Origin of the sequence: Zhengella sedimenti (assembly GCF_046506625.1) — a bacterium.
Classification (GTDB): domain Bacteria; phylum Pseudomonadota; class Alphaproteobacteria; order Rhizobiales; family Rhizobiaceae; genus Zhengella; species Zhengella sedimenti.
In genome coordinates this window covers 345,696-369,571 of sequence record NZ_JBKFFP010000005.1, presented here as the reverse complement: position 1 = coordinate 369,571, position 23,876 = coordinate 345,696, and the positions used below count along the sequence as shown (strand labels likewise).

The window sequence follows — 23,876 nt, the reverse complement described above, 5'->3', positions numbered from 1 at the left end:
GACCCGCCGGATGCCGCAGATTTCCAGGTCGCATCACTCCTTGCACGCATTGTGTGCATCACGATTTTTCCTGCTGCACACCGGATGCCATGTGCGGGAAGAACAGGTCGCATGAAACCGCGACACTCAGCCGTCCTGCCTTGGTGGCCATCCAGGACCTTCCGCGCCTGCATCCGGACGAGCAGGCGTTCGGGACGGGCCGCGCGAACGTTCCAGGCCAGCCATGGCAACGAGGCGGCGTGATGCAAAGCCGCTTCCGGGTCATATCGAGCGCTGGTTCACCCGCCTGGAAAGTTCGGCCGCGCTTTCCACCCGTTCGGAATAGCGGTCGACGAGACAGGCCAAGCGGCCGCGCACCATCCAGGTGAACTTCACCAGTTCCTCGATCACGTCGACGATGCGGTTGTAGTAGGCCGACGGCTTCATGCGGTCGTTGGCGTCGAACTCCATGAAGGCCTTGGCCACCGAGGACTGGTTGGGAATGGTGACCATGCGCATCCAGCGCCCCAGCACCCGCATCTGGTTGACGGCATTGAAGCTCTGCGAACCGCCGCAGACCTGCATGACGGCCAGCGTCTTGCCCTGCGTCGGGCGCACAGCGCCCAGCGCCAGCGGGATCCAGTCGATCTGCGCCTTCATGATGCCGGTCATGGCGCCATGGCGCTCGGGCGACACCCACACCATGCCCTCCGCCCAGGTGGCGAGATCACGCAGTTCCTTCACCTTCGGGTGGTCGGGCTCCTCGGCATCGGGCAGCGGCAGGCCGCGCGGATCGAAGATGCGGGTCTCGCAGCCATGCCACCTGAGCAACCGTTCGGCCTCCAGCGCCACGAGGCGGGAGAAGGACCGTGTTCTCAGCGACCCGTAGAGCAGCAGGATGCGCGGCGCATGGCCGGGATCATCGGCGCTTTTCAGGCAGGCCGCGTCCACCGGCTGCATCTGCGAGAAATCGACATTGGGCAGGTCGTGCTCAAGCATGTTATTCGTCACGGCCTACGCGCCTTTCGTCCTGATGATCTCGCCATCTTCCTTGGCGAAGGTGCCGATATCGGGGTTGTCGAGGATCTCAAGCACCGTCTCGGACGGCCGGCACAACCGGATGCCCTTGCGGGAAACCACGATGGGCCGGTTGACGAGAACCGGATGCTCCAGCATCGCCTGCAGGATGGTCTCGTCGCTCACGTCCGGGCCGGTCAGGCCAAGCGCCTCGGCGGGCGACTTGCTCACCCGCAGGGCGGTGCGCGGCGTCAGGCCCGCGCCGGCAAACAGTGCCAGCAATTGCGGCCGTGTCCAACCGGTCTTCAGATACTCGATGACGACCGGTTCCACGCCCGAGGCGCGGATCATCTCCAGCGTGTTGCGCGACGTGCCGCAGCCGGGGTTGTGGTGGATGACGACCGTCATGCGTTTTCTTCCGGGGCCGTGGTCCTTCCGATCTGGTCGAGCCGTTTCTGCAGCGACAGCCTGTCGATGCTGGAAAGCGGCAGCGAACAGAATATCGAGATGCGCTGGGTCAGCATCCGGTAGGTTTCGGCGAAGGCCAGCGCGACTTCGGTTTCGGTGCCCTCCACGGCGGCCGGATCGGGCACGCCCCAATGGGCCGACATGGGCTGGCCGGGCCACACGGGGCAGGCCTCCTTCGCGGCGTTGTCGCAGACGGTGAACACGAAATCCATGACCGGCGCGCCGGGTGCGGCAAATTCCGCCCAGTCCTTGGAGCGCGCGAAGGATGTGTCGTGGTTCATCTGGTCAAGGAGCCTGATGGCCCGGGGATGGACGTCGCCCTTGGGATGGGAGCCGGCGGAGAAGGCCCGGAACCGGCCTGCCCCCTCGCGGTTGAGTATGGCTTCGGCAAGGATCGACCGTGCCGAATTGCCGGTGCACAGGAAAAGCACGTTGAAGGTCTTGCCGGACATGGGTCTCTCCTCAGCAATCGCAGGCAATGGCTTCCAGAACAGGCTCGCAGAGTTCCGGCGCACCGCCGCAACAATCTTCCATCAGGAAGGCGAGCAGGCCCCGGATCCCCTCGAAATCGGCGAAGTAGCGAACGGACCGGCCTTCGCGGGCGGTGCGCACCAGCCCGGCGCGAAGCAGGATGTTCAGGTTGGTCGACATGGTGTTCTGGCGCACGCCCAACGCCTCGCCGATCTCGCCGGCAGCCATGCCACCCGCCCCGGCGCGGATCAGCAGCCGGAAAACCTCCAGCCGGGTCTGCTGGCTCAAGGCGGAGAAGGCGAAGAGGGCCTGATTCATATCCATATATCGAGAATACTCGATTAAATAGATAAAGCAAGATGCGACTGCACGCCGAGGCGACCGGGAAAACCACGTGCCATACGGCCTCTGATGTCTCCGGGAGTACGAGGTGGCATGCTGCGGGAGGGCTCGCGGAACCATGCCGAGCCGGCCCGGCCACGGAAATGCCCGTCAGGGGCACGGCGGCAAACAGGTCTCTGATCGCCTGTTCACATCCGCTCGATCCATGCGTTGCATCACGCGCGATGTCCCTATTGGCCCGGCGAGGCGATCAGTTCGAAGCGGTCGACATCCACCATCCCGCGATCGGTGATCTTGAGATGCGGGATCACCGGCAGCGCGAGAAAGGCCAGTTGCAGGAAAGGCTCCTCCAGCGTCACGCCAAGGCCGCGGGCAGCCGCGCGAAGCACGACGAGTTCGTCGCGCACCGCCTCGAAGGGCTTCAGGCTCATCAGGCCGGCGACGGGCAGCGCCACTTCCGCCATGACATGACCGTCACGCACCACGACGAAACCGCCCTCGATCTCGCCAAGCCGGTTGGCGGCCAGCGCCATGTCGCCGTCATTGATCCCGACGACCGCGATATTGTGGTGATCGTGGCAGATGGTGGAACCTATGGCGCCATGATTCAGGCCGAAGCCGCGCACGAAACCCGTCGCCCGGTTGCCATTCTTTCCATGGCGTTCGATCACCGCGATCTTGGCAAGGTCGCGCCCGGGATCGGCCCGCTTCACGCCGCCGTCCGGGACCATGTCCTCGACCAGATGCTGCGTGATGATCTTGCCCGGTTCGATGCCGATGACATGGGTTTCGGCCGTATTGGCGCGGTGGACAAGATCATCGGCGCCGATGCGCCGCGCCTTGACCGACGAGCGGGCGACCGGTTCGACATTGTCGCGCGCGGCAAACAGGGCATCATCGACGAGGCGGCCCGCCGAGAGGACGATCTGCGCGTTGCAGCCCTCCAGGCTGTCGAGCACCACGAGATCGGCCCGCCAGCCGGGCGCGACCAGCCCCCGGTCATGCATGCGGAAGGCGCGGGCGGCCGAGATGGAAGCGGCGCGATAGACGGCAAGCGGCGGCGCGCCGCAGGCAATCGCGTGGCGGATCATGTAGTCGAGATGGCCGTGCTCGGCGATGTCGAGCGGATTGCGGTCATCGGTGCACAGGGCGATGAAGGGCGAGTTCCGCTCCGTGATGACCGGCATCAGCGCATCGAGATCCCTCGACACGGAGCCTTCCCGAATGAGGATGTGCATGCCCTTGGACAGTTTTTCCAGCGCTTCGGCGGCCGTGGTCGTTTCATGGTCGGTTCGGATGCCCGCGGCCAGGTAGCCATTGAGCGGAAGGCCGCGCACCAGAGGCGCGTGGCCGTCCTTGTGACGATCGCCGAAAGCCTCCAACTTGGCCATGCAGGCGGGATCGCAGGCAAGCACTCCGGGATAGTTCATGAACTCGGCGAGGCCGATGACCTTGGGATGATCCATGAACGGCACGAGATCGGCGGCCTCCAGCCGCGCACCGGCCGTTTCCATTTCCGTGGAGGGCACGCAGCTTGACAGTTGCACGCGCAGGTCCATGGCCACGCGCCCGGCGCATTCCAGGAAGTAGCGGATGCCCTCGGCGCCGGCGACATTGGCAATCTCGTGGGGATCGCAGATCGCCGTCGTCACGCCGCGCGGCAGGACGCAGCGGTCGAATTCGAAGGGCGTGACGAGCGAGCTTTCAACATGGAGATGGGTGTCGATGAAGCCGGGCACGACGATCCGCCCGGAAATGTCGATCTCGCGCTCGCCCTCGTAGGACGCGCAGGTGCCGACGATCATGTCGCCGCAGATGGCGATGTCGCCCTCCAGCAATTCGCCCGAGACGAGATCGAACAGACGGCCCCCCTTCAGAACCAGATCGGCCCTGGCAGCGCCCTGCCCCTGCCTGATACGTCTCGCCAGTTCACCACCCGTCATTCCGAGCACCGCCTTTCCTGTCCGCTCCGTCGCCATTGGACCGAAAAGCGGCAAGGCTTGCAATGGAGGTTCCTCCCTGCGGGCAAGAAAAAACCCGGCGCAAGCAGTGCCGGGTTTTCAGGTCGACCGTGACGGAAGAACGTCAGTTGACAGCGTCCTTGAGGCCCTTGCCGGCGGAGAACTTCGGCACGTTGCGTGCCGGAATCTCGACAGCCTTGCCGGTCTGCGGATTGCGGCCCGTCGTCGCCTCGCGGCGCGATACGGAGAAATTGCCGAAGCCGACGAGGCGCACGTCGCCGCCGTTCTTCAGTTCCGCGGTGATGGCATCGAAAACCGCATCGGTCGCCGACTGCGCGTCAGCCTTGGAAAGACCCGCTTTTTCCGCAACCGCGGCAACAAGTTCGTTCTTGTTCATTGAAAGTCCCTTTGTCGTTAGTGGTCCTCTACCGGGAATACGACTCAACCGGCTGCGCAGGACCTTAGGCAGATGTGGCCGCCAAACAAGCAGAAAACGTATAAGCAGTGCCGCAAATCCCCGGTTTTCTGGGGTTCTCAAACAAAAAACCGGGTCAGGGACCCGGCTTTTCGTCAAATCGGCCTTGCAGCCAACTTCAGTGGGCGATCCCGACGGGTTCACCCTGATCCTCGGTCTTGGACGGCGGCGCTTCGGCCGGCTCGACCCATTCGATGGCTTCGGGCATGCGCACCAGCGCATGTTCGAGCACCTCTCCGGCACGGCTGACCGGCACGATCTCCAGGCCTTCCTTCACGTTGTCTGGAATCTCGGGAAGGTCCTTGGCGTTGTCCTCGGGGATCAGCACCTTCTTGATGCCGCCGCGATGGGCCGCCAGGAGTTTTTCCTTGAGACCGCCGATGGGCAGGACGCGGCCGCGCAGCGTGATCTCGCCTGTCATGGCCACGTCCTTTCGCACCGGAATGCCGGTGAGAACCGAGACAATGGCCGTCATCATGGCGATGCCTGCCGACGGGCCGTCCTTCGGCGTGGCACCTTCCGGCACGTGGACGTGGATGTCGCGCTTGTCGAAGAGCGGCGGTTCGATGCCGAAATCGATGGCCCGCGAGCGGACATAGGAGGCCGCCGCCGAAATCGATTCCTTCATCACGTCGCGCAGGTTGCCAGTGACGGTCATCTTGCCCTTGCCGGGCATCATGACACCCTCGATCGTCAGCAGTTCGCCGCCGACCTCGGTCCAGGCCAGCCCGGTCACGACGCCCAGCTGATCCTCGCCCTCGGCCTGGCCGTAGCGGTAGCGCGGCACGCCGAGATAGTCATGGATATTGGCGTCGGTCACCTCCACGGACTTGACCTTGTCCTTGAGGATGGTGGTCACGGCCTTGCGGGCCAGCGTCATCAGTTCGCGCTCGAGGTTACGCACACCGGCTTCCCGGGTATAGGTGCGGATGATGGAGCGGATCGCCTCGTCGGTGACGGAGAACTCCTTCGGCTGGAGCGCGTGGTCACGCACCGCCTTCGGCAGCAGGTGCCGCTTGGCGATCTCAACCTTCTCGTCCTCGGTGTAGCCGGCGATGCGGATGATCTCCATGCGGTCCATCAGCGGGCCGGGAATGTTGAGCGTGTTGGCCGTGGTGATGAACATGACCGGCGACAGGTCGTATTCCACTTCCAGGTAGTGGTCCATGAAGTGGGAGTTCTGTTCCGGATCCAGCACTTCCAGCAGGGCCGATGACGGGTCGCCACGGAAATCCATGCCCATCTTGTCGATCTCGTCGAGCAGGAAGAGCGGATTGGCCTTGCCGGCCTTCTTCATCGACTGCATGACCTTGCCAGGCATGGAGCCGATATAGGTGCGCCGGTGGCCGCGGATCTCGGCCTCGTCGCGCACGCCACCAAGGGCCATGCGGATGTATTCGCGACCCGTCGCGCGGGCAATCGACTTGGCCAGCGAGGTCTTGCCGACGCCGGGCGGGCCGACGAGGCACAGGATCGGACCCTTCAGCTTGTTCTGGCGCGACTGGACGGCGAGATACTCGACGATGCGGTCCTTGACCTTGTCGAGGCCGAAATGATCCTCGTCCAGAACCTTCTGGGCGTAGTTCAGATCCTTCTTGACCTTGGACTTCTTGCCCCAGGGCAGCGAAAGCAGCGTGTCGAGATAGTTGCGCACGACCGTCGCCTCGGCCGACATGGGCGACATGGAGCGCAGCTTCTTGAGTTCGGCCTGGGCCTTCTCGCGCGCCTCCTTCGACAACTTGGTCTTGTTGATGCGCTCTTCCAGCTCGGACGCCTCGTCGCGGCCGTCCTCGCCCTCGCCGAGTTCCTTCTGGATCGCCTTCATCTGCTCGTTGAGATAGTATTCGCGCTGCGTCTTCTCCATCTGGCGCTTGACGCGGCTGCGGATACGCTTCTCCACCTGCAGCACGGAGATTTCCGCCTCCATGTAGCCCATCGCCTTTTCGAGGCGCGTCTTGACGGAGAGCGTGGCGAGCATCTCCTGTTTCTCGTTGATCTTGATGGCCAGGTGCGAGGCCACCGTGTCGGCGAGCTTGGAGAAGTCCTCGATCTGCGAGGCGGCGCCCACCACCTCCGGCGAAATCTTCTTGTTGAGCTTCACATAGTTCTCGAAGTCGGCGACGACAGAGCGGGCGAGAGCCTCAAGCTCGATCTCTTCCTCGGCCGGTTCGTCGAGGAGTTCGATATCGGCCTCGTGGAAATCCTCGCGCCCGGTAAAGGCCGTCACCCTGGCGCGGGCACTGCCTTCCACCAGCACCTTCACGGTGCCATCGGGCAATTTCAGAAGCTGGAGAACGGTGGCCAGCGTGCCGATGTCGTAGATCCCGTCGGGACCCGGATCGTCAACGGAGGCGTCCTTCTGGGTGGCAAGCAGGATCTGCTTGTCGCCGCCCATCACATCCTCAAGCGCACGGATCGACTTCTCGCGCCCCACGAAAAGCGGCACGATCATGTGGGGGAAAACCACGATATCGCGCAGCGGCAGGACGGCATAACGGCCGTTCGCGGCCTCGATACCCCCGGTGTGCGTCAATTCCGACATGTCTTTTCCTTCCTGGCTCCTTGCGGGCCTTGCTGCAACGCTCCAAGCCGCCCCTTCATTTGTGGCAGCGGGCTTCCTGCGTCCATCGAGACCGGGAAAATCCGGCCCTCGAGACTTAGGTGGAGAACGCGCGCCCTGTTTTCAAGGCAACGCACATACGCACGGTTTCCGACACTAACCCGGCGCGGTTCACGCGCCAATTCATGCACGGCCGACCGCTGCCGTTTCGTGGCCGAAACCACAGGAAAAGGCGGACCTTCCCGGCCCGCCTTCCGCGTTCCAGCCGGCTGGACAGCCATCAGGCAGAGGTCTTGCCCTTGGCCTCCTCGCGCTCGGCATAGATGTAGAGCGGACGGGCATTGCCGGCCACGACCTCGTCGGAAATCACCACTTCCTGCACGCCTTCCAGCGAGGGCAGTTCGAACATGGTGTCAAGCAGGATGGCCTCCATGATGGAGCGAAGGCCGCGGGCGCCGGTCTTGCGGTCGATGGCCTTGCGGGCGATGGCGCGCAGCGCGTCCTCGTGGAAGGTCAGTTCCACGTTCTCCATTTCGAACAGGCGCTGATACTGCTTGACCAGGGCGTTTTTCGGCTCCGACAGGATCTGGATGAGCGCGTCCTCGTCGAGGTCCTCCAGGGTGGCAAGCACCGGCAGGCGGCCGACGAATTCGGGGATGAGACCGAACTTCAACAGGTCTTCCGGCTCCACGAGACGGAACAGTTCGCCGGTGCGGCGGTCCTCCGGGTTCTCGACGCTGGCGCCGAAACCGATGGACGTCTTGCGGCCGCGATCGGAAATGATCTTGTCCAGGCCGGCGAACGCGCCGCCACAGATGAACAGGATGTTGGAGGTGTCGACCTGCAGGAATTCCTGCTGGGGATGCTTGCGCCCGCCCTGGGGCGGCACGGAGGCGACGGTGCCTTCCATGATCTTGAGCAGCGCCTGCTGCACGCCTTCGCCCGACACGTCGCGCGTGATGGACGGGTTGTCCGACTTGCGCGAGATCTTGTCGATCTCGTCGATATAGACAATGCCGCGCTGGGCGCGCTCGACATTGTAGTCGGCGGACTGGAGCAGCTTCAGGATGATGTTCTCGACATCCTCGCCCACATAGCCCGCCTCGGTCAGCGTGGTGGCGTCGGCCATGGTGAAGGGAACGTCGATGATTCGCGCCAGCGTCTGGGCCAGCAGCGTCTTGCCGCAACCGGTGGGCCCGATCAGCAGGATGTTGGACTTGGCCAGTTCCACGTCCTGGTTCTTCTGGGCGTGGGCGAGACGCTTGTAGTGATTGTGGACGGCCACCGAGAGAACGCGCTTGGCATGCTTCTGGCCGATCACGTAATCGTCTAGCACGTCGAGGATTTCCTGCGGCGTCGGCACGCCCTCGGACGACTTCACCATCGAGGACTTGTTCTCCTCGCGGATGATGTCCATGCACAGTTCGACGCATTCATCGCAGATGAACACCGTCGGCCCGGCGATCAGCTTGCGCACCTCGTGCTGGCTCTTGCCGCAGAACGAGCAGTAAAGCGTGTTCTTGGAATCGCCGCCGTTGCCGCTGACTTTGCTCATGTCACCTGTCCTTCCGAGCGTTCCTTCAGGATGTCCGCCCATTCCGCCAACAAACCGGAACGGCAAGACCACGATCCGGAATCACCATTCCAGCGAGCCAAACATAAAATCCGGAACCCGGCAATGACCCGCAAATCAACCATGAAACCTAATGCCCACGGTTTCAACATATACTTAACGTAGGCGGTTTGGTGGCAATTGCCAGCATCCGGCCTCGCTTTGTGCCCGTGCCGCGCCGGCGGCCCGCGCGTAAGGCGGGCTTGGCGCTTACGCGCCCGCGCCTTCCACCGCCTCGCGGTTGGTGATGACACGATCGATGAGACCCCATCCCTTCGCCTCATCGGCGGTCATGAAGTGGTCGCGGTCGAGCGTCTTCTCGACGGTCTCGTAGTCATTGCCCGTATGCGTGACATACACCTCGTTCAGGCGCCGCTTCAGCTTGATGATGTCCTGGGCATGGCGCTCGATGTCGGAGGCCTGGCCGGAGAAGCCGCCGGAAGGCTGGTGCACCATGATGCGCGCGTTCGGCGTGGCAAAGCGCATGTCCTTGTGGCCCGCGCAGAGCAGCAGCGACCCCATGGAGGCGGCCTGGCCGATGCACAGCGTGGAGACCGCAGGCTTGATGAACTGCATCGTGTCGTAGATGGCCATGCCGGAGGTCACGACGCCGCCCGGCGAATTGATGTAGAGGGAGATTTCCTTCTTCGGGTTCTCCGCCTCCAGGAAAAGGAGCTGGGCGCAGACGAGCGTCGCCATGCCGTCCTCGATGGGGCCGGTGATGAAGATGATCCGCTCCTTCAGGAGGCGCGAAAAGATGTCATAGGCGCGTTCGCCGCGGTTGGTCTGCTCCACGACCATGGGCACGAGGTTCATGGCGGTTTCGACGGGGTCCCTCATCGCGATCATCTTCCTTTGTCGGGCTGGGCCGGACGGGCGGACGCCCGGGGCCATGAATCAATGTGCTTCGTTTCTCGCCCTAAATAAGGGCTTGGCCCGCCGCGGCGCAAGGGCGGGTGCAAAGCGGGACGGCGAATACAGGCCGCAAGCGCGCCTGCCAAGCCGTATGCCACAGTGAAAGTCCGGGAAAGCTAATTTAACGTGAATGGCCGTGAGCAGAAAACGGCGGGACGGATCGGCAGGGCCAGTCTGGAAGGATTTTAAACTATACTTCTTTACTCGTGTTTTTTTGCATCCTACCCTCATCCCGTTCCCCCTCTGGAGGGCCGCACAGGCCCTTCCTTTTTTCCGGAGCAACCGACCCGTGGACATGACCGCATTTCCCCGTCTGCGCGAACGCGTCAAGGCCTGGCGCCGTGACCCTTGCTTGCCGGCGCCGCAGCGTATCCGCCTGGAAAGGCGTTGCAGATGACCCCTCCGGCCATGACGCAGCGCTTTCCGGGCGACAGGCTGGTGCTCGAAGGCTATCGATCGTGGATGGCGGCCGGTACAACTGATGAAGGCGGCGGCGGGCAAGCAGGTCCGGGCCTCCAGTCGCTGGTCTTGCACGCGACAGACAGGCGCATGGTGACGGACGGCCTGGCCGGTTTCATTCATGCGCTCAGTCACTGCGCCACCTGCCCGCTTGCATTTCACGACAACGTGAATGATGGCTCCGGCGAACCGGCCTGCCATGATGAAGGGCTGGTGCTCGCCCTCGTCTCGGCGCTCCAGTACGGGATGGAAGACACCGCCTTTCTTTGCGCCACGGCGCTTGCCTGCCCGAGGCTCGCCGGTTCGCTGATTTGCGCGGCTGGGGACTGTGCCCTGCGGCTCAAAGCCTGCGGGCAATGGCTGACCCCGGTCAGCCGCGACACGGTAACCGGTCTCATCATGGCGAAGGCAAGGGCGTCCATCGCCGCAACGACCGTCCATTGATCCTTGCTTGTGCAGCAGCGCTTTCGCAGCAGCCGTTTCAAGGCGCGCGGCAAACGGCTTGAAGAGGGGGCATGAACGCCCACCCCCCCTCCTTCCGGCTTGATGGCCACCGCTTGCATCTCGACCCGCACGACGATGTCTTCGTGCAGGACCCCTATGCCGCCTACCGCCGGCTCCACGCCGAAGCTCCGGTCTTCTTCTGGGAGGACTACGGGCTGTGGTGCGTGGCGGGGCACGCTCAGGTCAACGCCCTGCTGCGCGACCGGCGGCTCGGACGCGAAAACCGCTGGGGTCCGCCCATGGCCTGCGGACCGGAAAGGGCGCATCTGGCCGCCTTCGACGCGGTCGAACGTCATTCGCTGCTCGAGCGCGAACCGCCGGTGCACACGCGTCTGCGGGCGCTGGTCAACAAGGCCTTCGTCTCGCGGCAGGTCGAGCGGCTTCGCCCCGCCATCCGTGCGCTGGCCGCGGAACTCGCCGACGGGCTGCGACCCGGTGACGACATCATCGAATGTTTCGCAACGCCGGTTCCGGTCGCCGTCATCGCCGACATGCTGGGCGTGCCGCGCGCGATGGGGCCGCAACTGGTTTCCTGGTCGCACCGCATGGTGGCGATGTACATGCATGGCCGCACGCGCGCGGACGAGGACAGCGCCAATGCGGCGGCGGCGGAATTCACGGGCTTCCTGCGCAGCCTCATCGAAGGGCGTCGTGCCGGCGAAGGAGACGACCTGCTTTCGGTTCTCATGGCGGCCCGCGACCATGGCAACAAGCTGTCGGAGGACGAACTCGTCACCTCGGTGATCCTGCTGCTCAATGCCGGCCATGAGGCAACGGTCCACCAGATGGGCAATGCGATCCGCACGATCCTTGAACAGGGTGGCGATCCGCGGCGATTCTTCGCAGCCGGTGAGCAGGTGGCCGAAAGCGTGGAGGAATGCCTGCGCTTCGATGCGCCGCTGCACATGTTCACGCGCCATGCCTATGAACCGGTCGACATCGGTCCGGTGACGCTTCAGCCCGGCCGGCAAGTGGGCCTGATGCTGGGCGCCGCCAACAGGGACCCGGCCGCATTCGAAGCGCCGGACGCCTTCCGGCCCGGCCGGAGCGACCAGAAGAACGTCACTTTCGGCGCCGGCATCCATTTCTGCATCGGCGCACCGCTTGCGCGGCTGGAATTGAAGGAGGCGCTGGCCGTGCTGTTCCACCGTCATCCGGACCTGCGCCTCGCCGAACCGGCGCGCTATCGCGACGCCTATCATTTCCACGGACTGGACCGGCTGGTGATGGGCTGACCGAAGACTGGCTTGCGCAACCCCGGCAATATGTTGCGACGTGTTCTGCTACTTAAGGTTTTTTCTCAGCGCAAAATGATTCAACCCCTTGATGCAAACGTTGAATGCTGACGCGGCCAATGGCGTCCCCAGGCCTGACGGTGGGTCGGTCATGCGCGAATGGCTACCGGACCAATCCCTGCAATTTCCGGCAGTTACATCGACAAATACACTTTATGGTTGATATTCGTCATGCATCGATTCAACCTTTTGATGCAAACGGCGAACTTTATTCCCGGCCTACAACCTTATGACGTAATCCTTGCGCGTCGTTTCAAGCACTTCCCAGGTGCCCTTGAAGCCGGGACGCAGGATGAAACTGTCGCCAGCCTTGACGCGGATCGCGCTGCCGCCATCCTCGGCGATCACCGAGACGCCTTCCAGGATGTGGCAATACTCCCACTCGTCATAGGCGATGCGCCATTTGCCCGGCGTCGATTGCCAGATGCCGCAATAGAGGCCGTCGCGCTCCTCCAGGTTCCAGGTCGTGTGAACGGGATCGCCGGAGATCACCTTGCCGGGGTCCGGGCGCGTGACCTCCGCTTCCACGGATGCCGCGACGCGCATGATGAACGGGTCTGTCATGAAATGCCTCCGCGCGGCCCTGGCCGTGTCATCACCAGCCGATGGTCAGACCGCGATGATCATAGAGCCCGCCGGATTGCGCCGGCGTCAAGCTGTCGATGACGGCAAGGAGATCGCCTGCCGCCACATCCGGCGGCCGGACGTCGAGCCCGGCCCTCGCGAAGGGCGCGGAGAGCGGGCTTTCCACCGTGCCCGGATGCAGCGCCACGCAGATGGCGCCGGGGTTCTTCCGCGCCAGTTCGATGGATGCGGTGCGCACGAGCTGGTTCAGCGCCGCCTTCGACGCGCGATAGGCATGCCATCCGCCCAGCCGGTTGTCCGAAATGGAACCGACGCGGGCCGACAGCGTGGCGAAGGCGGATTTTCCCTCGCGCGCCAGCAGCGGCAGGCAATGTTTCATCAGCAGCGCCGGGCCGATGGCATTGATCGCGAAGGCGCGGGCCATATGCACAGGATCGATCTGGCGGAGCGATTTTTCCGGCATGAAATCCGCGTCATGGAGGAAGCCCGTCGCATCGAGGACAATGCGCAGCGGCAGGCCGGTTGACTTGAGCTGCGCGGCGGCGGCTTCGATGGTTGCCTCATCGGTGATGTCGAGGGGTGGCGCGGATTTTCGACCGAGGCGCATGACACGCGAAAACCGCCCGGAAGCCTCCAGGCGGTCTGCAAGCGCGCCGCCTAAGGCGCCCGACGATCCGGTGACGACGGCCAGGCCGCCCGCGGGAAAACTGTCCATGCGAGCGACCTGGCGCGAAACGCCAGAAGATCAAGCCTTGGCGAGGGCCTGTTCGATGTCGGCGATGATGTCGTCCGCATTCTCGATGCCGATCGACAGGCGGATGACGTCATTGCCGGCGCCGGCCGCCGCCCGCTGTTCCTCGGAGAGCTGGCGGTGCGTGGTGGAGGCCGGATGGATGACGAGCGAGCGGGTATCGCCGATATTGGCCAGGTGCGAGAGCATGTCGAGGCCTTCGACAAAACGGATGCCCGCCTCGTAGCCGTCCTTCAGGCCGAAGGTGAAGACCGCGCCGGCGCCCTTGGGCGAATACTTCTTCTGCAGCGCGTGGTTCGGGTCGTCGGCAAGGCCGGGATAGGAGACCCAGGCCACCTTGTCCTGCCTCGTCAGCCAGGTGGCGACCTTGAGCGCGTTCTCGCAATGGCGGTCCATGCGCAACGGCAGCGTCTCGATGCCGGTCAGGATCTGGAAGGCGTTGAACGGCGAGATGGTGGGACCGAAATCGCGCAGGCCGAGCACGCGGCAGGCAATGGCGAAGGCGAAATTGCCGAAGGTCTCGTGCAGCACCATGCCGCCATATTCGGGGCGCGGGCCCGACAGCATCGGATACTTGCCGGAGGCAGACCAGTCGAACGTGCCGCCATCGACGATGATGCCGCCCATGGAATTGCCATGGCCGCCCATGAACTTGGTCAGCGAATGGACGACGATGTCGGCGCCATGCTCCAGCGGGCGCACGAGATAAGGCGTCGCCATGGTGTTGTCGACGATGAGCGGCAGGCCGTGCTTGTGGGCCACTTCGGCGATGGCCGCGATGTCGGTGAAGGTGCCGCCCGGATTGGCAAGGCTCTCGATGAAGACGGCCTTGGTCTTGTCATCGATCTGCTTCTCCACCTCCGCCGGATCCATGGCATCGGCCCAGCGGACCTCCCAGCCGAAGTTCTTGAAGGAGTGTCCGAACTGGTTGATCGATCCGCCATAGAGGCGGCGCGCGGCGACGAAGTTCTCGCCCGGCTGCATGATGGTGTGGAAGACCAGAAGCTGGGCTGCATGGCCGGACGCGGTGGCAAGCGCCGCCGTGCCGCCTTCGAGCGCGGCGACACGCTCTTCCAGCACCGCCTGGGTGGGGTTCATGATGCGGGTATAGATGTTGCCGAAGGCCTTGAGGCCGAAGAGCGAGGCCGCATGGTCCGCGTCATTGAAGACATAGGACGTGGTCTGGTAGATCGGCGTGGCGCGCGCGCCGGTGGCCGGGTCCGGGGCTGCGCCGGCATGGACGGCAAGGGTTTCGAAACCTGGTGTACGCTGAGACATGATCCCTCCCGAAAGGTGCGTCGTGAAAAAGGCGTCGCCACCTTATCCGACAGAGAACGGACAAGGTCAAAGGCGATTGTCGGGCTGCGGTGCCTTGCCTGCGCAATCCCATTCCCGAAAACGGGCGATCCTGGCAAAATCTTGCCGCCAATCCGGCGGATTGCGCAGATGCAGCCGGTTTCACACGGCTGTCATGTCCGCGCCCTAGGAGTGTTCCTGCCGGACGCGGCCAGCCACGGATGAACTGGCAGCCGCCCGGCATCCGGCCCGACGGATACGGGCCGCGGGGAAGCGGGGTTCAGCCCCGCTTTTTTGCTTCTTGCGGCCGCCCCTTGAAAAGATGCCCGGCCGTTAATATCTTGTTAATCAATCGGACCGACACTGGTCTGACGATCTGCTGCGGCAAACCACGGATGTACTGGCAGTCAGCGCAGATCGGCGCCCGGACCGAAAATCCGGGCAGCGGAAGCGGGGTTTGAAACAGCCCCGCTTTTTGTTTGCCTGCCTGTCAGCCCGGAGATGGCCGCGCCACGGCGGCGATGCCGACGACCAGCAACATTGCTGCCGCCATGCCCATGTTGATGATGCGGTGCGTACGTGGCTTCAGGTCGAGACGGTGCAGCCAGACGCCGGCCGACAGCCAGAGCAGATGGACCGGAATCCAGAAAGCATTGAACAGGACAAGCTTGATCGCCGTCTCGGCCATCAGGCTGTCCGGCATGAAGGGAAAGCCGGTGAACAGCGCCGTGTTGACCACATAGGCCTTGGGATTGACGAACTGGAGCAGGAAGCCACCGAGAAAGCCCGGCGGGCGCTCGGAATGGATGAAGGCGATGCGCGAACCGGCAAAGGCGATCTTGGCAGCCAGATAGAGCAGATAGGCCGTTGAAACGGCAAACAGGGCAAAGCGCAGCGCAGGATAGAGTTCCAGCACCGCCGCCATGCCGGAAATCACCGCCAGCGCGACGACCATGTTGCCGCTGAACAGGCCGGCGACATAGGCAAGGCCCGGGCGGAAGCCGTAACCGGCGCCGACACCGGCGGCGGACAGCACGCCGGGGCCAGGCGTTATCAACAGGAAAAAGACGGCAAGGACAAATGCACCCATGGGCCGCGTCAGCCCTTGCGGATGCCGAAGCTCTGGAACCCTTCGCGCAGGACCGGGCGGCGCGAGGAAATCTGGCCGGAATTGACGCCGTTCCAGCCGATCTCGCGCGCAAGCCGGGCATATTCGATCTTGGGACAACGGTTCATGACGACGCGAATGCCTTCCGCTTCCAGCCGGGCCGCACTTTCGTCATCGCGCACCGTCAACTGCATCCAGACCACTTTCGGACGCCACGGCAGGGCCAGGATCTCGTCGGTGATCCCGGGCACGGCGACCGAAGCGCGGAAAATGTCGATCATGTCGACCGGTTCCGGCAGATCGGCCAGCGAGGCATGGGTCATGGCACGGTCGATCGTCTTTCCGGCGTGACCGGGATTGATGGCGTGAACCGTATAGCCCTTGTCGATCAGGTATTTCAGCACGAAAAAAGACGGCCGAACCTCGTTGGCGGAAGCGCCGACAATGGCCACGGTCTTCACGTCGTTCAGGATGCCCGCGATGTAGGCGTCGTCATAATGGTCGTGATTCATCTCGGTCCTTCCGCTGGCATCGTGCAACACCTGCACAGGGGAACGCGGGCGGTCAAGCACCGGTTTCATGCCGGCAGTTGCATGAAGCCGTTTTCGCCGTTGGGCGCGAAGGGATTGAAGGCCATTTCCCACAAATGGCCGTCGGGATCGGCGAAATAACCGGATTAGCCGCCCCAGAAGACCTTTTCCGGCGGCTTTGTCGCCCTGGCGCCACAGGCAATTGCATGGGCGAAAGCGGCATCGACGTCCGCTTCGCTGTTGAAATTCTGGGCGATTGAAACGCCGGAGAAGCCGGGAGCACCATTTTCCACGCCCGCATCGGTGGCCAGGTCGGCGCGGCCGAACAGGCCGAGCACCGTTCCGTCAAGCCGGAAGAAGGTGACGTTGGCGTTGGAGGCCGAGGATTTCACGAAGCCGAGGCGCTCGTAGAAGGCCGTTGAGGCGGCGACATCGGCCACGCCCAGCGTGACCATGGTCAGGCGGGGCGCGAATCGTCCATCCATTGGCACCACGTCCTTTCTGTGCTAATTTTCGTACGGTTTATTGTACAAGGATCAGGTCGATGGGTATTGTCAGTCAATCCGAATTCAGGGCCAATCTGGCAAAGTATCTCGACCAGGTCGAGCGCGACAACAAGGAACTCATCGTAACCCGGCAAGGGAAGAGCCCGCTTGTGGTCATGCCGCTGGAGGAACTGGAAAGCTGGAAGGAAACGCTGCACCTGATGGGCAGCAAGGCCAATGCCGTGCGCCTTTCCGAAGCCGTGGACCGGTTGCGAACCGGCGAGGCGATCGACAAGAGCGACAGCGACCTCGGCCTGTAAAGCATGCGGATCCAGTTCGACCCACTCGGGTGGGACGATTTTTACCACTGGATCGAGAGCGACCCGAAAACGCTGGCACGCCTGCGCGAAATCATCCGCGACACGCGCCGTAATCCGTTTTCCGGAATTGGCAAGCCGGAGCCGCTCAAAGGCGAATGGCAAGGCTTCTGGTCACGACGGATCACGCGCGAGCATCGTCTGGTTTACCGTGTCACCGGTCCAGGCGACACACAGATCCTGCAAATTGCCATGTGCCGATACCATTATGAGCGGCGTTGACTCAGGGTCTCACTCCCCTTTCCACGCCGCTTCGCGCTTCTCGAAGAAGGCGGCGAGGCCCTCGTCGGAATCATGCGTCATGAAGCCGTCGACCATGACCCTGTTGGCATAGTCATAGGCTTCGGAGAGCCGCATGTCGGCCTGCTCGTAGAAAGCCTGCTTGCCGCGCGCGATGGCGACCGGCGACTTCGACGCGATGGCGGCGGCATATTTCTCCACGACCTGATCCAGATAATCGGCCGGCACCACCCGGTTGACGAGGCCGAAATCGCGCGCCGTCTGCGCGTCGATCATTTCGCCTGTCAGCAGCATCTCCATGGCGTGCTTGCGCCCGACATTGCGCGACAGTGCCACCATGGGCGTGGAGCAGAAACCGCCAAGATTGACGCCCGGCGTGCAGAAGGTCGACCGGTCTGAGGCGATCGCCAGGTCGCAGGAGGCGACAAGCTGGCAGCCGGCGGCGGTAGCGATGCCGTCAACCTTGGCGATGACCGGCTTGGGATGGCGCACGATCGCCTTCATCATGGCCGAGCAGGCATGGAACAGGCGTTCCAGGAACAGGCGCCCGCCATCGTCATCATTCGTGCGATGGGCCTTCATTTCCTTCAGGTCATGGCCGGCGCAGAAGATCTTGCCGGAGGAGGCCAGCACGATGACATTCACGCCGCGGTCGAGCCGTGCCTCGTCGAGCGTGGCGTGCAGTTTCGCGATGGCCGCCGAGGAAAGGGAATGGGCAGGCGGATTGTCCAGTTCGATGGTCAGCACCTTGCCCGAACGGCTTGTGCGGACAAGCTCGGGTGCAGGGATTTCGGCCTGTTTCACATGCGCTGTCATTGTTGCTGCTCCCTTTTTCTTCCGTCCGACCCTACCGGTTGCCGAGCACCGAATCCAGCCGCTCGACATGGGGGCGGACAGCGTCGAGATTGGCTTGCGAGGGACGCAGGCCGTCGATCTGGCTTCGCGCGTCCGCCAGATTGGCCAGCAATTCGGCGCGCACATCCTCGGAAATGCCCTGCATGGCGCGGATCTCCGCCTCCGCGGCATCCATATCCTCGGAATTGGGCGGATCGATGATCCATTGGCGGGCCAGCATGATCGACTGCGCCGTCATGAACCAGTCCTCGAAGCCCGACCATCCGGCTGCCCTTACCTCGCTTTCCAGCCGCGCCACGGCATCGGCGCTCTCGACCAGATAGGCCAGTTCATCCATCACCGCATCGGGGTCGCCCGGCTCGTACTGGTCGTCGAGTTCCGCAAACACCGCCTCGACGCTTTCCCAGCTTTCGAGGAAGCGGAGCACCGTCTCGGGCGTCAACGGCACCTGGGCGACGGTCCCGGCCGCTGCCGCCACGGTCACGCCGCCTCCCCCGGCCAAGGCGGACGAAGCCGACGGCAAAGCCGCCAGCGCCAGCGCCAGCGCCGATGCCGCCGCCAGCCTGATCACGCATGAACGCATTTCCCGTCTCCCCTCTGGCGGCCCATGAAACGGCCGTGCCTTCCTGCCCGTGCCCAGACTTATCGGCTGTCATCCGGCTTGGAAAGCGTGATTTTCGTGTTACCAATACGTCAACGCAAGGCAGTTGACGCGTTGCCGGAGGGAGGAATCATGGCGAAGGTCCTGTATGAGAAGGACGGGCGGATCGGGCGGATCACGCTCAACCGGCCGGACGTCCTGAACGCCATCGACGACGAACTGCCGCGCGAACTGGCAGCCTGCGTCGAGGAGGCCAATGGCGATCCGGGCGTCCATGTGATCGTGCTTTCAGGCGCCGGCCGGGCCTTTTGCGCGGGCTATGACCTGACCTATTACGCGGAAGCGGCGGCGGGGGACGGCAATGCGGTGACCCAGGACATGCCTTGGGACCCCATGAAGGACTATGCCTTCATGATGCGCAACACGGAACTGTTCATGAGCCTGTGGCGGTCCTACCGGCCGGTCGTCTGCAAGGTGCATGGTTTCGCCGTGGCCGGCGGCTCCGACATCGCGCTGTGTTCCGACATGATCGTGATGGCCGAGGACGCGGAGATCGGCTACATGCCGGTGCGCGTGTGGGGCTGCCCGACGACCGCCATGTGGGTCTACCGCCTCGGGCCGGAAAAGGCCAAGCGGATGCTCTTCACCGGCGACCGGATCAAGGGCACGGAGGCCGAGCGCCTCGGCCTCGTCCTCAAGGCCGTGCCTGCCGCCGATCTTGACTCGGAGGTGGAGCGGCTGGCCGAACGCATGGCCACGGTGCCGATCAACCAGCTGATGATGCAGAAACTCGTCGTCAACCAGGCCATAGAGGCCATGGGCCTGAAACAGACGCAGATGTTCGCCACCGTTTTCGACGGGATCACCCGCCATTCGCCCGAAGGCCTGAACTTCAAGGCCCGGGCGGAGTCCCAGGGCTGGAAACAAGCGGTGCGCGAGCGCGATCTCGGCACGTTCGACTGGACCGAAAACCGCCCGGTCAATCCGCGCGGCGGCGGCTGAGCCGGCCTGCGCCCCCTCCCCACCCTTCTCGCCAACCACAAGACCCCAGGATCATGACCAAGCACTCCCTTGCGCCCGTGATGGACGCCGACGAACTCAACGCCTTCCTCAAGGAGGTCTACCCGCAGCTCAACGAGGACTTCGCCGCCTATGTCGTCACCGAGATCGCACCGGGAACGGCGCGAGTGCGCCTGAACGCGGACCACCGGCACCTGCGGCCCGGCGGCACGGTGTCCGGGCCGTCACTCTTCACATTGGCCGACATCGGCGGCTATGCCTGCGTGCTGTCCCATATCGGGCGCGAGGCGCTGGCGGTCACCACCAATCTCAACATCAATTTCATGCGCAAGGCGGAGGCGGGGCCGGTGGACGGGCTGTGCCGCATCCTGAAACTGGGCCGCAGCCTGATGGTCTTCGACATCGAGATGGTGTCGGCCGGGCATGTCGTGGCCCATGCCACGGGCACCTATTCCATTCCCCCGAAGCGCTCCATGGATACGGTATAATAATACCGCATATCTAAATCCCTGTTTTTTATGACTTTCCCGGCAACGCGGCTGAAAACACCCGCTTGACGCCTGGCGCGCCCTCGCCTATAAGCGCCCCGACAGCGGTCCGGGTCCGGGCCGCCGTTTGTTTTGGTGCATGGCGCCGGAACGCAAGCAACAAGAATCGCCGCCGGGAAGGGCCCTGGCCCCGAAGGCGGACCATTTGAGAGACACCACGATGAAAACCTTTTCGCAGAAGCCGGCGGAAGTGGAAAAGAAGTGGATCCTGATCGACGCCGAAGGGCTCGTTCTCGGCCGCCTCGCCACAATCGTCGCAAACCGCCTGCGCGGCAAGCACAAGGCCACCTTCACCCCGCATGTCGATGACGGCGACAACGTCATCATCGTCAATGCCGAGAAGGTGAAGCTGACCGGCAAGAAGTACACCGACAAGATGTACTACTGGCACACCGGCCACCCCGGCGGCATCAAGGAGCGCACCGCGCGCCAGATCATCGAGGGCCGCTTTCCGGAGCGCGTCATCGAGAAGGCCGTCGAGCGCATGATCCCCCGCGGTCCGCTCGGACGGCGCCAGATGAAGAACCTGCGCGTCTATGCCGGCGCCACCCATCCCCATGAGGCGCAGCAGCCCGTCACGCTCGACGTGGCCGCCATGTCGTCCAAGAACACGAAGGGCTGATTTCCATGGCCGATCTGAATTCGCTTGAAGCTCTGGGTGAAGCCACCGGCATGGTGACCGAGGAGGCATCCGCCCCGGTTCACGTGCAGAAGCTCGACGCCCACGGCCGCGCCTATGCCACCGGCAAGCGCAAGGACGCCATTGCTCGCGTCTGGGTGAAGCCCGGCTCCGGCAAGATCATCGTCAACGACAAGACCTACGAGGAATACTTCGCCCGTCCGGTCCTGCAGATGGTGCTGCGCCAGCCGATCGTCGCGGCTGCCCGTGACGGCCAGTACGACATCGTCGCCACGGTCAAGGGCGGCGGCCTGTCCGGCCAGGCCGGCGCGGTGCGTCACGGCATTTCCAAGGCCCTGACCTATTACGAGCCGGAACTGCGCGGCGTTCTGAAAAAGGGCGGCTTCCTGACGCGCGACAGCCGCGTGGTCGAGCGCAAGAAGTACGGCAAGGCAAAGGCCCGCCGGTCCTTCCAGTTCTCCAAGCGCTGACGCGCCGGCGAAACTGCCTGCATTCCCCGAGAGCCCGGCCATCGCGCCGGGCTTTCTTCTATCCGGGGGCGGATTACCGTTCCGGTCGCTTCGCGACGCGCCGGCCAAGCCAGGCCATGACGGGCATTTCAAGCCAGCGGTACATGACGAGGCTTCCGGCTGCGACCAATGGCGCAACGGTGAGAAAGACGCACAAGGGCGAGGAAACCGGCAGGCCGGCCGCCGGAAGGACGAGCTTCACAAGCGCCTGGATGACGTAGACATGGAGCAGGTAGGTCGAATAGGACCAGTCGCCGAGCCGGCGCAGCCAGCCGACATGCGCGGTGAAGACATGCACTCCGCCCGCCACGATCAGCGCCGCGGGCATGCCCCAGACCACAAAGCGCCATTCATGGGGCTCTCCCCCGGCGCCTGCCCAGAGCAGGAACACGCCGGCGGCCAGCGCGACCCAGTAAAGCCACCCCTGCTGCGCGGCATACCGGCCACGAAAGGTGGCGTTGTAGACGATGATGCCGAGGGCAAATTCCAGGATGACGGGATCGGTGTAGAAGCGCAGCACCATCCCTGCTTCGCCAATCCAGCGACCGGCCAGGACGACAGCCGCAAGAAAGACGGCCAGTCCGTTCAAATGCCTGTCTCCCCCCCAGCGGACAAAGGCAAAGACGAGCAGGTAGAAGGTCATCTCGTAGTTCAGGGTCCATCCCAGCATGAGGATGGGCTGGTTGCCGCCGCCGATCCCGCCACTCGGCAGGAAAAGGAGGGAGGTGAGCAGATGCCGCCAGTCCGCCTTGACGGTGTTCAGCAGCCATGGCCAGGTGAGCGCCGTGACGAAGAGCACGATCGTCATGGTATAATAAAGAGGTGCTATGCGGATGACACGCCGGACCACGAAGCGGCCGTCGACCGGTTCGCCGCGGTCCACGATCATCGCCATCAGGAAGCCGGAGAGCACGAAGAAGATGTCGACGCCGACCGCGCCGAGCGCCCACGTGACCGGCTGGCCGGTCTCGGCGGCCACCGATGCGGTGACGTGGTAGACAACGACCAGCCAGGCGGCGATGGCGCGCAGATACTGGATGGAATCGAGCATGGGAACGCGCTGCACCGGCGCGCCGGACAACGCATGGTGTCCCGGTCCGCATGTCTGTCCCACTATGGCCGCGGCCGTTGTGTCCTGTGCCATTCGCGATCCCGCCGGCCGCCCGTCCGTCTCGTTATCGGACAGGAAGGCCCGGTTGCTTCCACTAATTATTTGATTAGCAAGTTCTGTTCCTCCCGGCGGCCGCGCGATCCGCCATTGCCCCTTCCGGTCCGGCGAAGGATGAGGCATTGTCGCCCGCGAAAAATCCGGGAGCCCTTCATGCCGTCAAAATCCATCGACCACGCCTTTACCGCCCGCAAGCGCACAGGCGCCGCCAGCGATCCGACCTATGCCGGCGCGCTTTCCTTCATGCGCCGGCCCTATTCGAAATCCGCCAAGGGGGCCGACGCCGTGGTCTGGGGCATTCCTTTCGACGCGGCGGTCTCCAACCGCCCGGGCGCGCGTTTCGGGCCGCAGGCGATCCGCCGCGCTTCCGCGATCTTTGACAATGACCCGCAATATCCCTTTCACCGCGACCTGTTCGAGGCGATGGCGGTGACCGACTACGGGGATTGCCTGCTCGACTACGGCAACCACCAGAAAACGCCAGGCATCATCGAGCGGGAGGCGGCCAGGATTCTCAAATCCGGCGCCTTCCTGTTGTCGCTGGGCGGCGACCATTTCGTCACCTGGCCAATCCTGAAAGCCCATGCGGCAAAATACGGCCCGCTGGCCCTGGTGCAGTTCGACGCCCATCAGGACACATGGGACGACGATGGCAAGCGCATCGACCACGGTTCCTTTGTCGGACGCGCTGTGCGCGACGGCGTGATCGATCCGGCCCGGTCGATCCAGGTTGGCATCCGCACCCATGCGCCGGAGGATTGCGGCATCGAGATCATCCATGGCTACGACGTGGAGGAGATGAGTGCCGCGGCGATTGCCGGGCGCATCGCGCAGCGCACCGGCGGTGGGCATGTGTATGTCACCTTCGACATCGATTGCCTCGATCCCGCCTTCGCGCCGGGCACGGGCACGCCGGTGGCGGGCGGGCCGTCCTCGGCGAAGATGCTCTCGGTGCTGCGACACATGAAGGATATCGACATCGTGGGCGCCGACATCGTCGAAGTGGCCCCGGCCTATGACCATGGCGACATCACGGCGATCGCGGGCGCCACCATAGCCATGCATTATCTCGGCCTGCTTGCCGAGCGGCGAGGCGCAAAGTAAA

At 63.9% G+C, this 23,876-nt stretch carries 27 protein-coding genes; 9 read left to right on the top strand and 18 right to left on the bottom strand.

Features of this window, described 5'->3' with window-relative positions; genetic code table 11:
* Nucleotides 1–261: 261 nt before the first annotated feature.
* The 9 genes from arsH to ACLB6G_RS15650 all read right to left on the bottom strand — a co-directional run bounded on the left by arsH (nucleotide 262) and on the right by ACLB6G_RS15650 (nucleotide 9,725).
* The gene (gene arsH / locus ACLB6G_RS15690; RefSeq protein ID WP_410357130.1) at nucleotides 262–978 is read right to left on the bottom strand and encodes an arsenical resistance protein ArsH; all 717 of its coding nucleotides are present in this window, start codon (nucleotides 976–978) and stop codon (nucleotides 262–264) included.
* A gap of 15 nt (nucleotides 979–993) precedes the next feature.
* Nucleotides 994–1,404: an arsenate reductase (glutaredoxin) gene (arsC, locus tag ACLB6G_RS15685; RefSeq protein ID WP_410357129.1), complete on the bottom strand. Its 411-nt coding sequence runs from the start codon at nucleotides 1,402–1,404 to the stop codon at nucleotides 994–996.
* Complete coding sequence (locus tag ACLB6G_RS15680; RefSeq protein WP_410357128.1) at nucleotides 1,401–1,916, bottom strand: arsenate reductase ArsC; 516 nt, start codon at nucleotides 1,914–1,916, stop codon at nucleotides 1,401–1,403. The genes arsC and ACLB6G_RS15680 overlap by 4 nt, the downstream gene beginning before the upstream one ends.
* A 10-nt stretch (nucleotides 1,917–1,926) precedes the next feature.
* Nucleotides 1,927–2,259, bottom strand: coding sequence for an ArsR/SmtB family transcription factor (locus tag ACLB6G_RS15675; protein WP_410357127.1), 333 nt, complete (start codon nucleotides 2,257–2,259; stop codon nucleotides 1,927–1,929).
* A gap of 248 nt (nucleotides 2,260–2,507) precedes the next feature.
* Nucleotides 2,508–4,220, bottom strand: a complete 1,713-nt coding sequence (ade, locus tag ACLB6G_RS15670) for an adenine deaminase (RefSeq protein ID WP_410357170.1) — start codon at nucleotides 4,218–4,220, stop codon at nucleotides 2,508–2,510.
* A 142-nt stretch (nucleotides 4,221–4,362) separates the two neighbouring features.
* Nucleotides 4,363–4,635 (bottom strand): DNA-binding protein HupB, encoded by a 273-nt coding sequence (gene hupB, locus ACLB6G_RS15665; protein ID WP_410357126.1) that lies wholly within the window; start codon nucleotides 4,633–4,635, stop codon nucleotides 4,363–4,365.
* A 196-nt stretch (nucleotides 4,636–4,831) separates the two neighbouring features.
* On the bottom strand, nucleotides 4,832–7,255 hold the full coding sequence (gene lon, locus ACLB6G_RS15660) for an endopeptidase La (protein WP_410357125.1): 2,424 nt from the start codon (nucleotides 7,253–7,255) through the stop codon (nucleotides 4,832–4,834).
* A gap of 298 nt (nucleotides 7,256–7,553) precedes the next feature.
* Nucleotides 7,554–8,828, bottom strand: a complete 1,275-nt coding sequence (gene clpX, locus ACLB6G_RS15655; RefSeq protein WP_410357124.1) for an ATP-dependent Clp protease ATP-binding subunit ClpX — start codon at nucleotides 8,826–8,828, stop codon at nucleotides 7,554–7,556.
* Nucleotides 8,829–9,095: 267 nt separating this feature from the next.
* Entirely contained in the window at nucleotides 9,096–9,725 is a 630-nt protein-coding gene (locus tag ACLB6G_RS15650; protein ID WP_410357123.1) for an ATP-dependent Clp protease proteolytic subunit, read from the bottom strand.
* Nucleotides 9,726–10,193: 468 nt separating this feature from the next.
* Between ACLB6G_RS15650 and ACLB6G_RS15645 the strand changes: the two genes are divergently transcribed.
* Both ACLB6G_RS15645 and ACLB6G_RS15640 read left to right on the top strand, forming a co-directional pair.
* Nucleotides 10,194–10,703, top strand: coding sequence for a hypothetical protein (locus ACLB6G_RS15645; RefSeq protein ID WP_410357122.1), 510 nt, complete (start codon nucleotides 10,194–10,196; stop codon nucleotides 10,701–10,703).
* A 71-nt stretch (nucleotides 10,704–10,774) separates the two neighbouring features.
* Nucleotides 10,775–11,998, top strand: coding sequence for a cytochrome P450 (locus ACLB6G_RS15640; protein WP_410357121.1), 1,224 nt, complete (start codon nucleotides 10,775–10,777; stop codon nucleotides 11,996–11,998).
* Between the two features lie 279 nt (nucleotides 11,999–12,277).
* Here the strand turns inward: ACLB6G_RS15640 and ACLB6G_RS15635 are convergent, their stop codons facing one another.
* The 6 genes from ACLB6G_RS15635 to ACLB6G_RS15610 form a co-directional block, all read right to left on the bottom strand.
* A complete protein-coding gene (locus tag ACLB6G_RS15635) occupies nucleotides 12,278–12,604 on the bottom strand; it encodes a cupin domain-containing protein (protein ID WP_410357169.1) in 327 nt (108 codons plus the stop codon).
* Between the two features lie 49 nt (nucleotides 12,605–12,653).
* The gene (locus tag ACLB6G_RS15630; protein WP_410357120.1) at nucleotides 12,654–13,358 is read right to left on the bottom strand and encodes an SDR family oxidoreductase; all 705 of its coding nucleotides are present in this window, start codon (nucleotides 13,356–13,358) and stop codon (nucleotides 12,654–12,656) included.
* Between the two features lie 30 nt (nucleotides 13,359–13,388).
* A complete protein-coding gene (locus tag ACLB6G_RS15625; RefSeq protein WP_410357119.1) occupies nucleotides 13,389–14,672 on the bottom strand; it encodes an O-acetylhomoserine aminocarboxypropyltransferase in 1,284 nt (427 codons plus the stop codon).
* 508 nt (nucleotides 14,673–15,180) lie between these two features.
* On the bottom strand, nucleotides 15,181–15,780 hold the full coding sequence (locus tag ACLB6G_RS15620) for a LysE family translocator (RefSeq protein WP_410357118.1): 600 nt from the start codon (nucleotides 15,778–15,780) through the stop codon (nucleotides 15,181–15,183).
* Between the two features lie 8 nt (nucleotides 15,781–15,788).
* Nucleotides 15,789–16,310 carry a CoA-binding protein gene (locus ACLB6G_RS15615; protein WP_410357117.1) on the bottom strand — a complete coding sequence of 174 codons (522 nt, stop codon included), beginning with the start codon at nucleotides 16,308–16,310 and terminating at the stop codon, nucleotides 15,789–15,791.
* Between the two features lie 164 nt (nucleotides 16,311–16,474).
* On the bottom strand, nucleotides 16,475–16,813 hold the full coding sequence (locus tag ACLB6G_RS15610; protein ID WP_410357116.1) for a VOC family protein: 339 nt from the start codon (nucleotides 16,811–16,813) through the stop codon (nucleotides 16,475–16,477).
* 59 nt (nucleotides 16,814–16,872) lie between these two features.
* Between ACLB6G_RS15610 and ACLB6G_RS15605 the strand changes: the two genes are divergently transcribed.
* Both ACLB6G_RS15605 and ACLB6G_RS15600 read left to right on the top strand, forming a co-directional pair.
* Nucleotides 16,873–17,133, top strand: a complete 261-nt coding sequence (locus ACLB6G_RS15605) for a type II toxin-antitoxin system Phd/YefM family antitoxin (protein ID WP_410357115.1) — start codon at nucleotides 16,873–16,875, stop codon at nucleotides 17,131–17,133.
* A 3-nt stretch (nucleotides 17,134–17,136) separates the two neighbouring features.
* Nucleotides 17,137–17,412, top strand: coding sequence for a Txe/YoeB family addiction module toxin (locus ACLB6G_RS15600; protein WP_410357114.1), 276 nt, complete (start codon nucleotides 17,137–17,139; stop codon nucleotides 17,410–17,412).
* A gap of 9 nt (nucleotides 17,413–17,421) precedes the next feature.
* Here ACLB6G_RS15600 and ACLB6G_RS15595 read toward each other — a convergent pair whose 3' ends face one another.
* Both ACLB6G_RS15595 and ACLB6G_RS15590 read right to left on the bottom strand, forming a co-directional pair.
* Nucleotides 17,422–18,246 carry an enoyl-CoA hydratase gene (locus tag ACLB6G_RS15595; RefSeq protein WP_410357113.1) on the bottom strand — a complete coding sequence of 275 codons (825 nt, stop codon included), beginning with the start codon at nucleotides 18,244–18,246 and terminating at the stop codon, nucleotides 17,422–17,424.
* A 31-nt stretch (nucleotides 18,247–18,277) separates the two neighbouring features.
* A complete protein-coding gene (locus ACLB6G_RS15590; protein WP_410357112.1) occupies nucleotides 18,278–18,868 on the bottom strand; it encodes a hypothetical protein in 591 nt (196 codons plus the stop codon).
* A gap of 150 nt (nucleotides 18,869–19,018) precedes the next feature.
* On the opposite strand from ACLB6G_RS15590, the gene ACLB6G_RS15585 reads away from it, so the two are divergent.
* The 4 genes from ACLB6G_RS15585 to rpsI all read left to right on the top strand — a co-directional run bounded on the left by ACLB6G_RS15585 (nucleotide 19,019) and on the right by rpsI (nucleotide 21,564).
* A complete protein-coding gene (locus ACLB6G_RS15585; protein WP_410357111.1) occupies nucleotides 19,019–19,888 on the top strand; it encodes a crotonase/enoyl-CoA hydratase family protein in 870 nt (289 codons plus the stop codon).
* A gap of 50 nt (nucleotides 19,889–19,938) precedes the next feature.
* Nucleotides 19,939–20,394, top strand: a complete 456-nt coding sequence (locus ACLB6G_RS15580; RefSeq protein WP_410357168.1) for a PaaI family thioesterase — start codon at nucleotides 19,939–19,941, stop codon at nucleotides 20,392–20,394.
* Nucleotides 20,395–20,614: 220 nt separating this feature from the next.
* A complete protein-coding gene (rplM, locus tag ACLB6G_RS15575; RefSeq protein ID WP_410357110.1) occupies nucleotides 20,615–21,076 on the top strand; it encodes a 50S ribosomal protein L13 in 462 nt (153 codons plus the stop codon).
* Nucleotides 21,077–21,081: 5 nt separating this feature from the next.
* Complete coding sequence (gene rpsI, locus ACLB6G_RS15570) at nucleotides 21,082–21,564, top strand: 30S ribosomal protein S9 (RefSeq protein WP_410357109.1); 483 nt, start codon at nucleotides 21,082–21,084, stop codon at nucleotides 21,562–21,564.
* 73 nt (nucleotides 21,565–21,637) lie between these two features.
* On the opposite strand, the gene ACLB6G_RS15565 is transcribed toward rpsI, so the two are convergent.
* Nucleotides 21,638–22,747 carry an acyltransferase family protein gene (locus tag ACLB6G_RS15565; RefSeq protein WP_410357108.1) on the bottom strand — a complete coding sequence of 370 codons (1,110 nt, stop codon included), beginning with the start codon at nucleotides 22,745–22,747 and terminating at the stop codon, nucleotides 21,638–21,640.
* Nucleotides 22,748–22,924: 177 nt separating this feature from the next.
* On the opposite strand from ACLB6G_RS15565, the gene speB reads away from it, so the two are divergent.
* On the top strand, nucleotides 22,925–23,875 hold the full coding sequence (gene speB, locus ACLB6G_RS15560) for an agmatinase (RefSeq protein WP_410357107.1): 951 nt from the start codon (nucleotides 22,925–22,927) through the stop codon (nucleotides 23,873–23,875).
* The last annotated feature ends 1 nt before the right edge of the window (nucleotide 23,876 follow it).

Bases quoted from the DNA above. Each gene is read 5' to 3' on its own strand.
- ade (WP_410357170.1), bottom strand. From the start codon at position 4,220: ATGACGGGTGGTGAACTGGCGAGACGTATCAGGCAGGGGCAGGGCGCT.
- ACLB6G_RS15565 (WP_410357108.1), bottom strand. From the start codon at position 22,747: ATGGCACAGGACACAACGGCCGCGGCCATAGTGGGACAGACATGCGGA.
- hupB (WP_410357126.1), bottom strand. From the start codon at position 4,635: ATGAACAAGAACGAACTTGTTGCCGCGGTTGCGGAAAAAGCGGGTCTT.
- ACLB6G_RS15620 (WP_410357118.1), bottom strand. From the start codon at position 15,780: ATGGGTGCATTTGTCCTTGCCGTCTTTTTCCTGTTGATAACGCCTGGC.
- ACLB6G_RS15600 (WP_410357114.1), top strand. From the start codon at position 17,137: ATGCGGATCCAGTTCGACCCACTCGGGTGGGACGATTTTTACCACTGG.
- rplM (WP_410357110.1), top strand. From the start codon at position 20,615: ATGAAAACCTTTTCGCAGAAGCCGGCGGAAGTGGAAAAGAAGTGGATC.
- ACLB6G_RS15675 (WP_410357127.1), bottom strand. From the start codon at position 2,259: ATGGATATGAATCAGGCCCTCTTCGCCTTCTCCGCCTTGAGCCAGCAG.
- speB (WP_410357107.1), top strand. From the start codon at position 22,925: ATGCCGTCAAAATCCATCGACCACGCCTTTACCGCCCGCAAGCGCACA.
- ACLB6G_RS15585 (WP_410357111.1), top strand. From the start codon at position 19,019: ATGGCGAAGGTCCTGTATGAGAAGGACGGGCGGATCGGGCGGATCACG.
- ACLB6G_RS15650 (WP_410357123.1), bottom strand. From the start codon at position 9,725: ATGAGGGACCCCGTCGAAACCGCCATGAACCTCGTGCCCATGGTCGTG.
- ACLB6G_RS15640 (WP_410357121.1), top strand. From the start codon at position 10,775: ATGAACGCCCACCCCCCCTCCTTCCGGCTTGATGGCCACCGCTTGCAT.
- ACLB6G_RS15625 (WP_410357119.1), bottom strand. From the start codon at position 14,672: ATGTCTCAGCGTACACCAGGTTTCGAAACCCTTGCCGTCCATGCCGGC.
- ACLB6G_RS15635 (WP_410357169.1), bottom strand. From the start codon at position 12,604: ATGCGCGTCGCGGCATCCGTGGAAGCGGAGGTCACGCGCCCGGACCCC.
- clpX (WP_410357124.1), bottom strand. From the start codon at position 8,828: ATGAGCAAAGTCAGCGGCAACGGCGGCGATTCCAAGAACACGCTTTAC.
- ACLB6G_RS15680 (WP_410357128.1), bottom strand. From the start codon at position 1,916: ATGTCCGGCAAGACCTTCAACGTGCTTTTCCTGTGCACCGGCAATTCG.
- ACLB6G_RS15610 (WP_410357116.1), bottom strand. From the start codon at position 16,813: ATGGATGGACGATTCGCGCCCCGCCTGACCATGGTCACGCTGGGCGTG.
- ACLB6G_RS15590 (WP_410357112.1), bottom strand. From the start codon at position 18,868: ATGCGTTCATGCGTGATCAGGCTGGCGGCGGCATCGGCGCTGGCGCTG.
- arsH (WP_410357130.1), bottom strand. From the start codon at position 978: ATGCTTGAGCACGACCTGCCCAATGTCGATTTCTCGCAGATGCAGCCG.
- ACLB6G_RS15630 (WP_410357120.1), bottom strand. From the start codon at position 13,358: ATGGACAGTTTTCCCGCGGGCGGCCTGGCCGTCGTCACCGGATCGTCG.
- rpsI (WP_410357109.1), top strand. From the start codon at position 21,082: ATGGCCGATCTGAATTCGCTTGAAGCTCTGGGTGAAGCCACCGGCATG.
- arsC (WP_410357129.1), bottom strand. From the start codon at position 1,404: ATGACGGTCGTCATCCACCACAACCCCGGCTGCGGCACGTCGCGCAAC.
- ACLB6G_RS15595 (WP_410357113.1), bottom strand. From the start codon at position 18,246: ATGACAGCGCATGTGAAACAGGCCGAAATCCCTGCACCCGAGCTTGTC.
- ACLB6G_RS15605 (WP_410357115.1), top strand. From the start codon at position 16,873: ATGGGTATTGTCAGTCAATCCGAATTCAGGGCCAATCTGGCAAAGTAT.
- lon (WP_410357125.1), bottom strand. From the start codon at position 7,255: ATGTCGGAATTGACGCACACCGGGGGTATCGAGGCCGCGAACGGCCGT.
- ACLB6G_RS15645 (WP_410357122.1), top strand. From the start codon at position 10,194: ATGACCCCTCCGGCCATGACGCAGCGCTTTCCGGGCGACAGGCTGGTG.
- ACLB6G_RS15615 (WP_410357117.1), bottom strand. From the start codon at position 16,310: ATGAATCACGACCATTATGACGACGCCTACATCGCGGGCATCCTGAAC.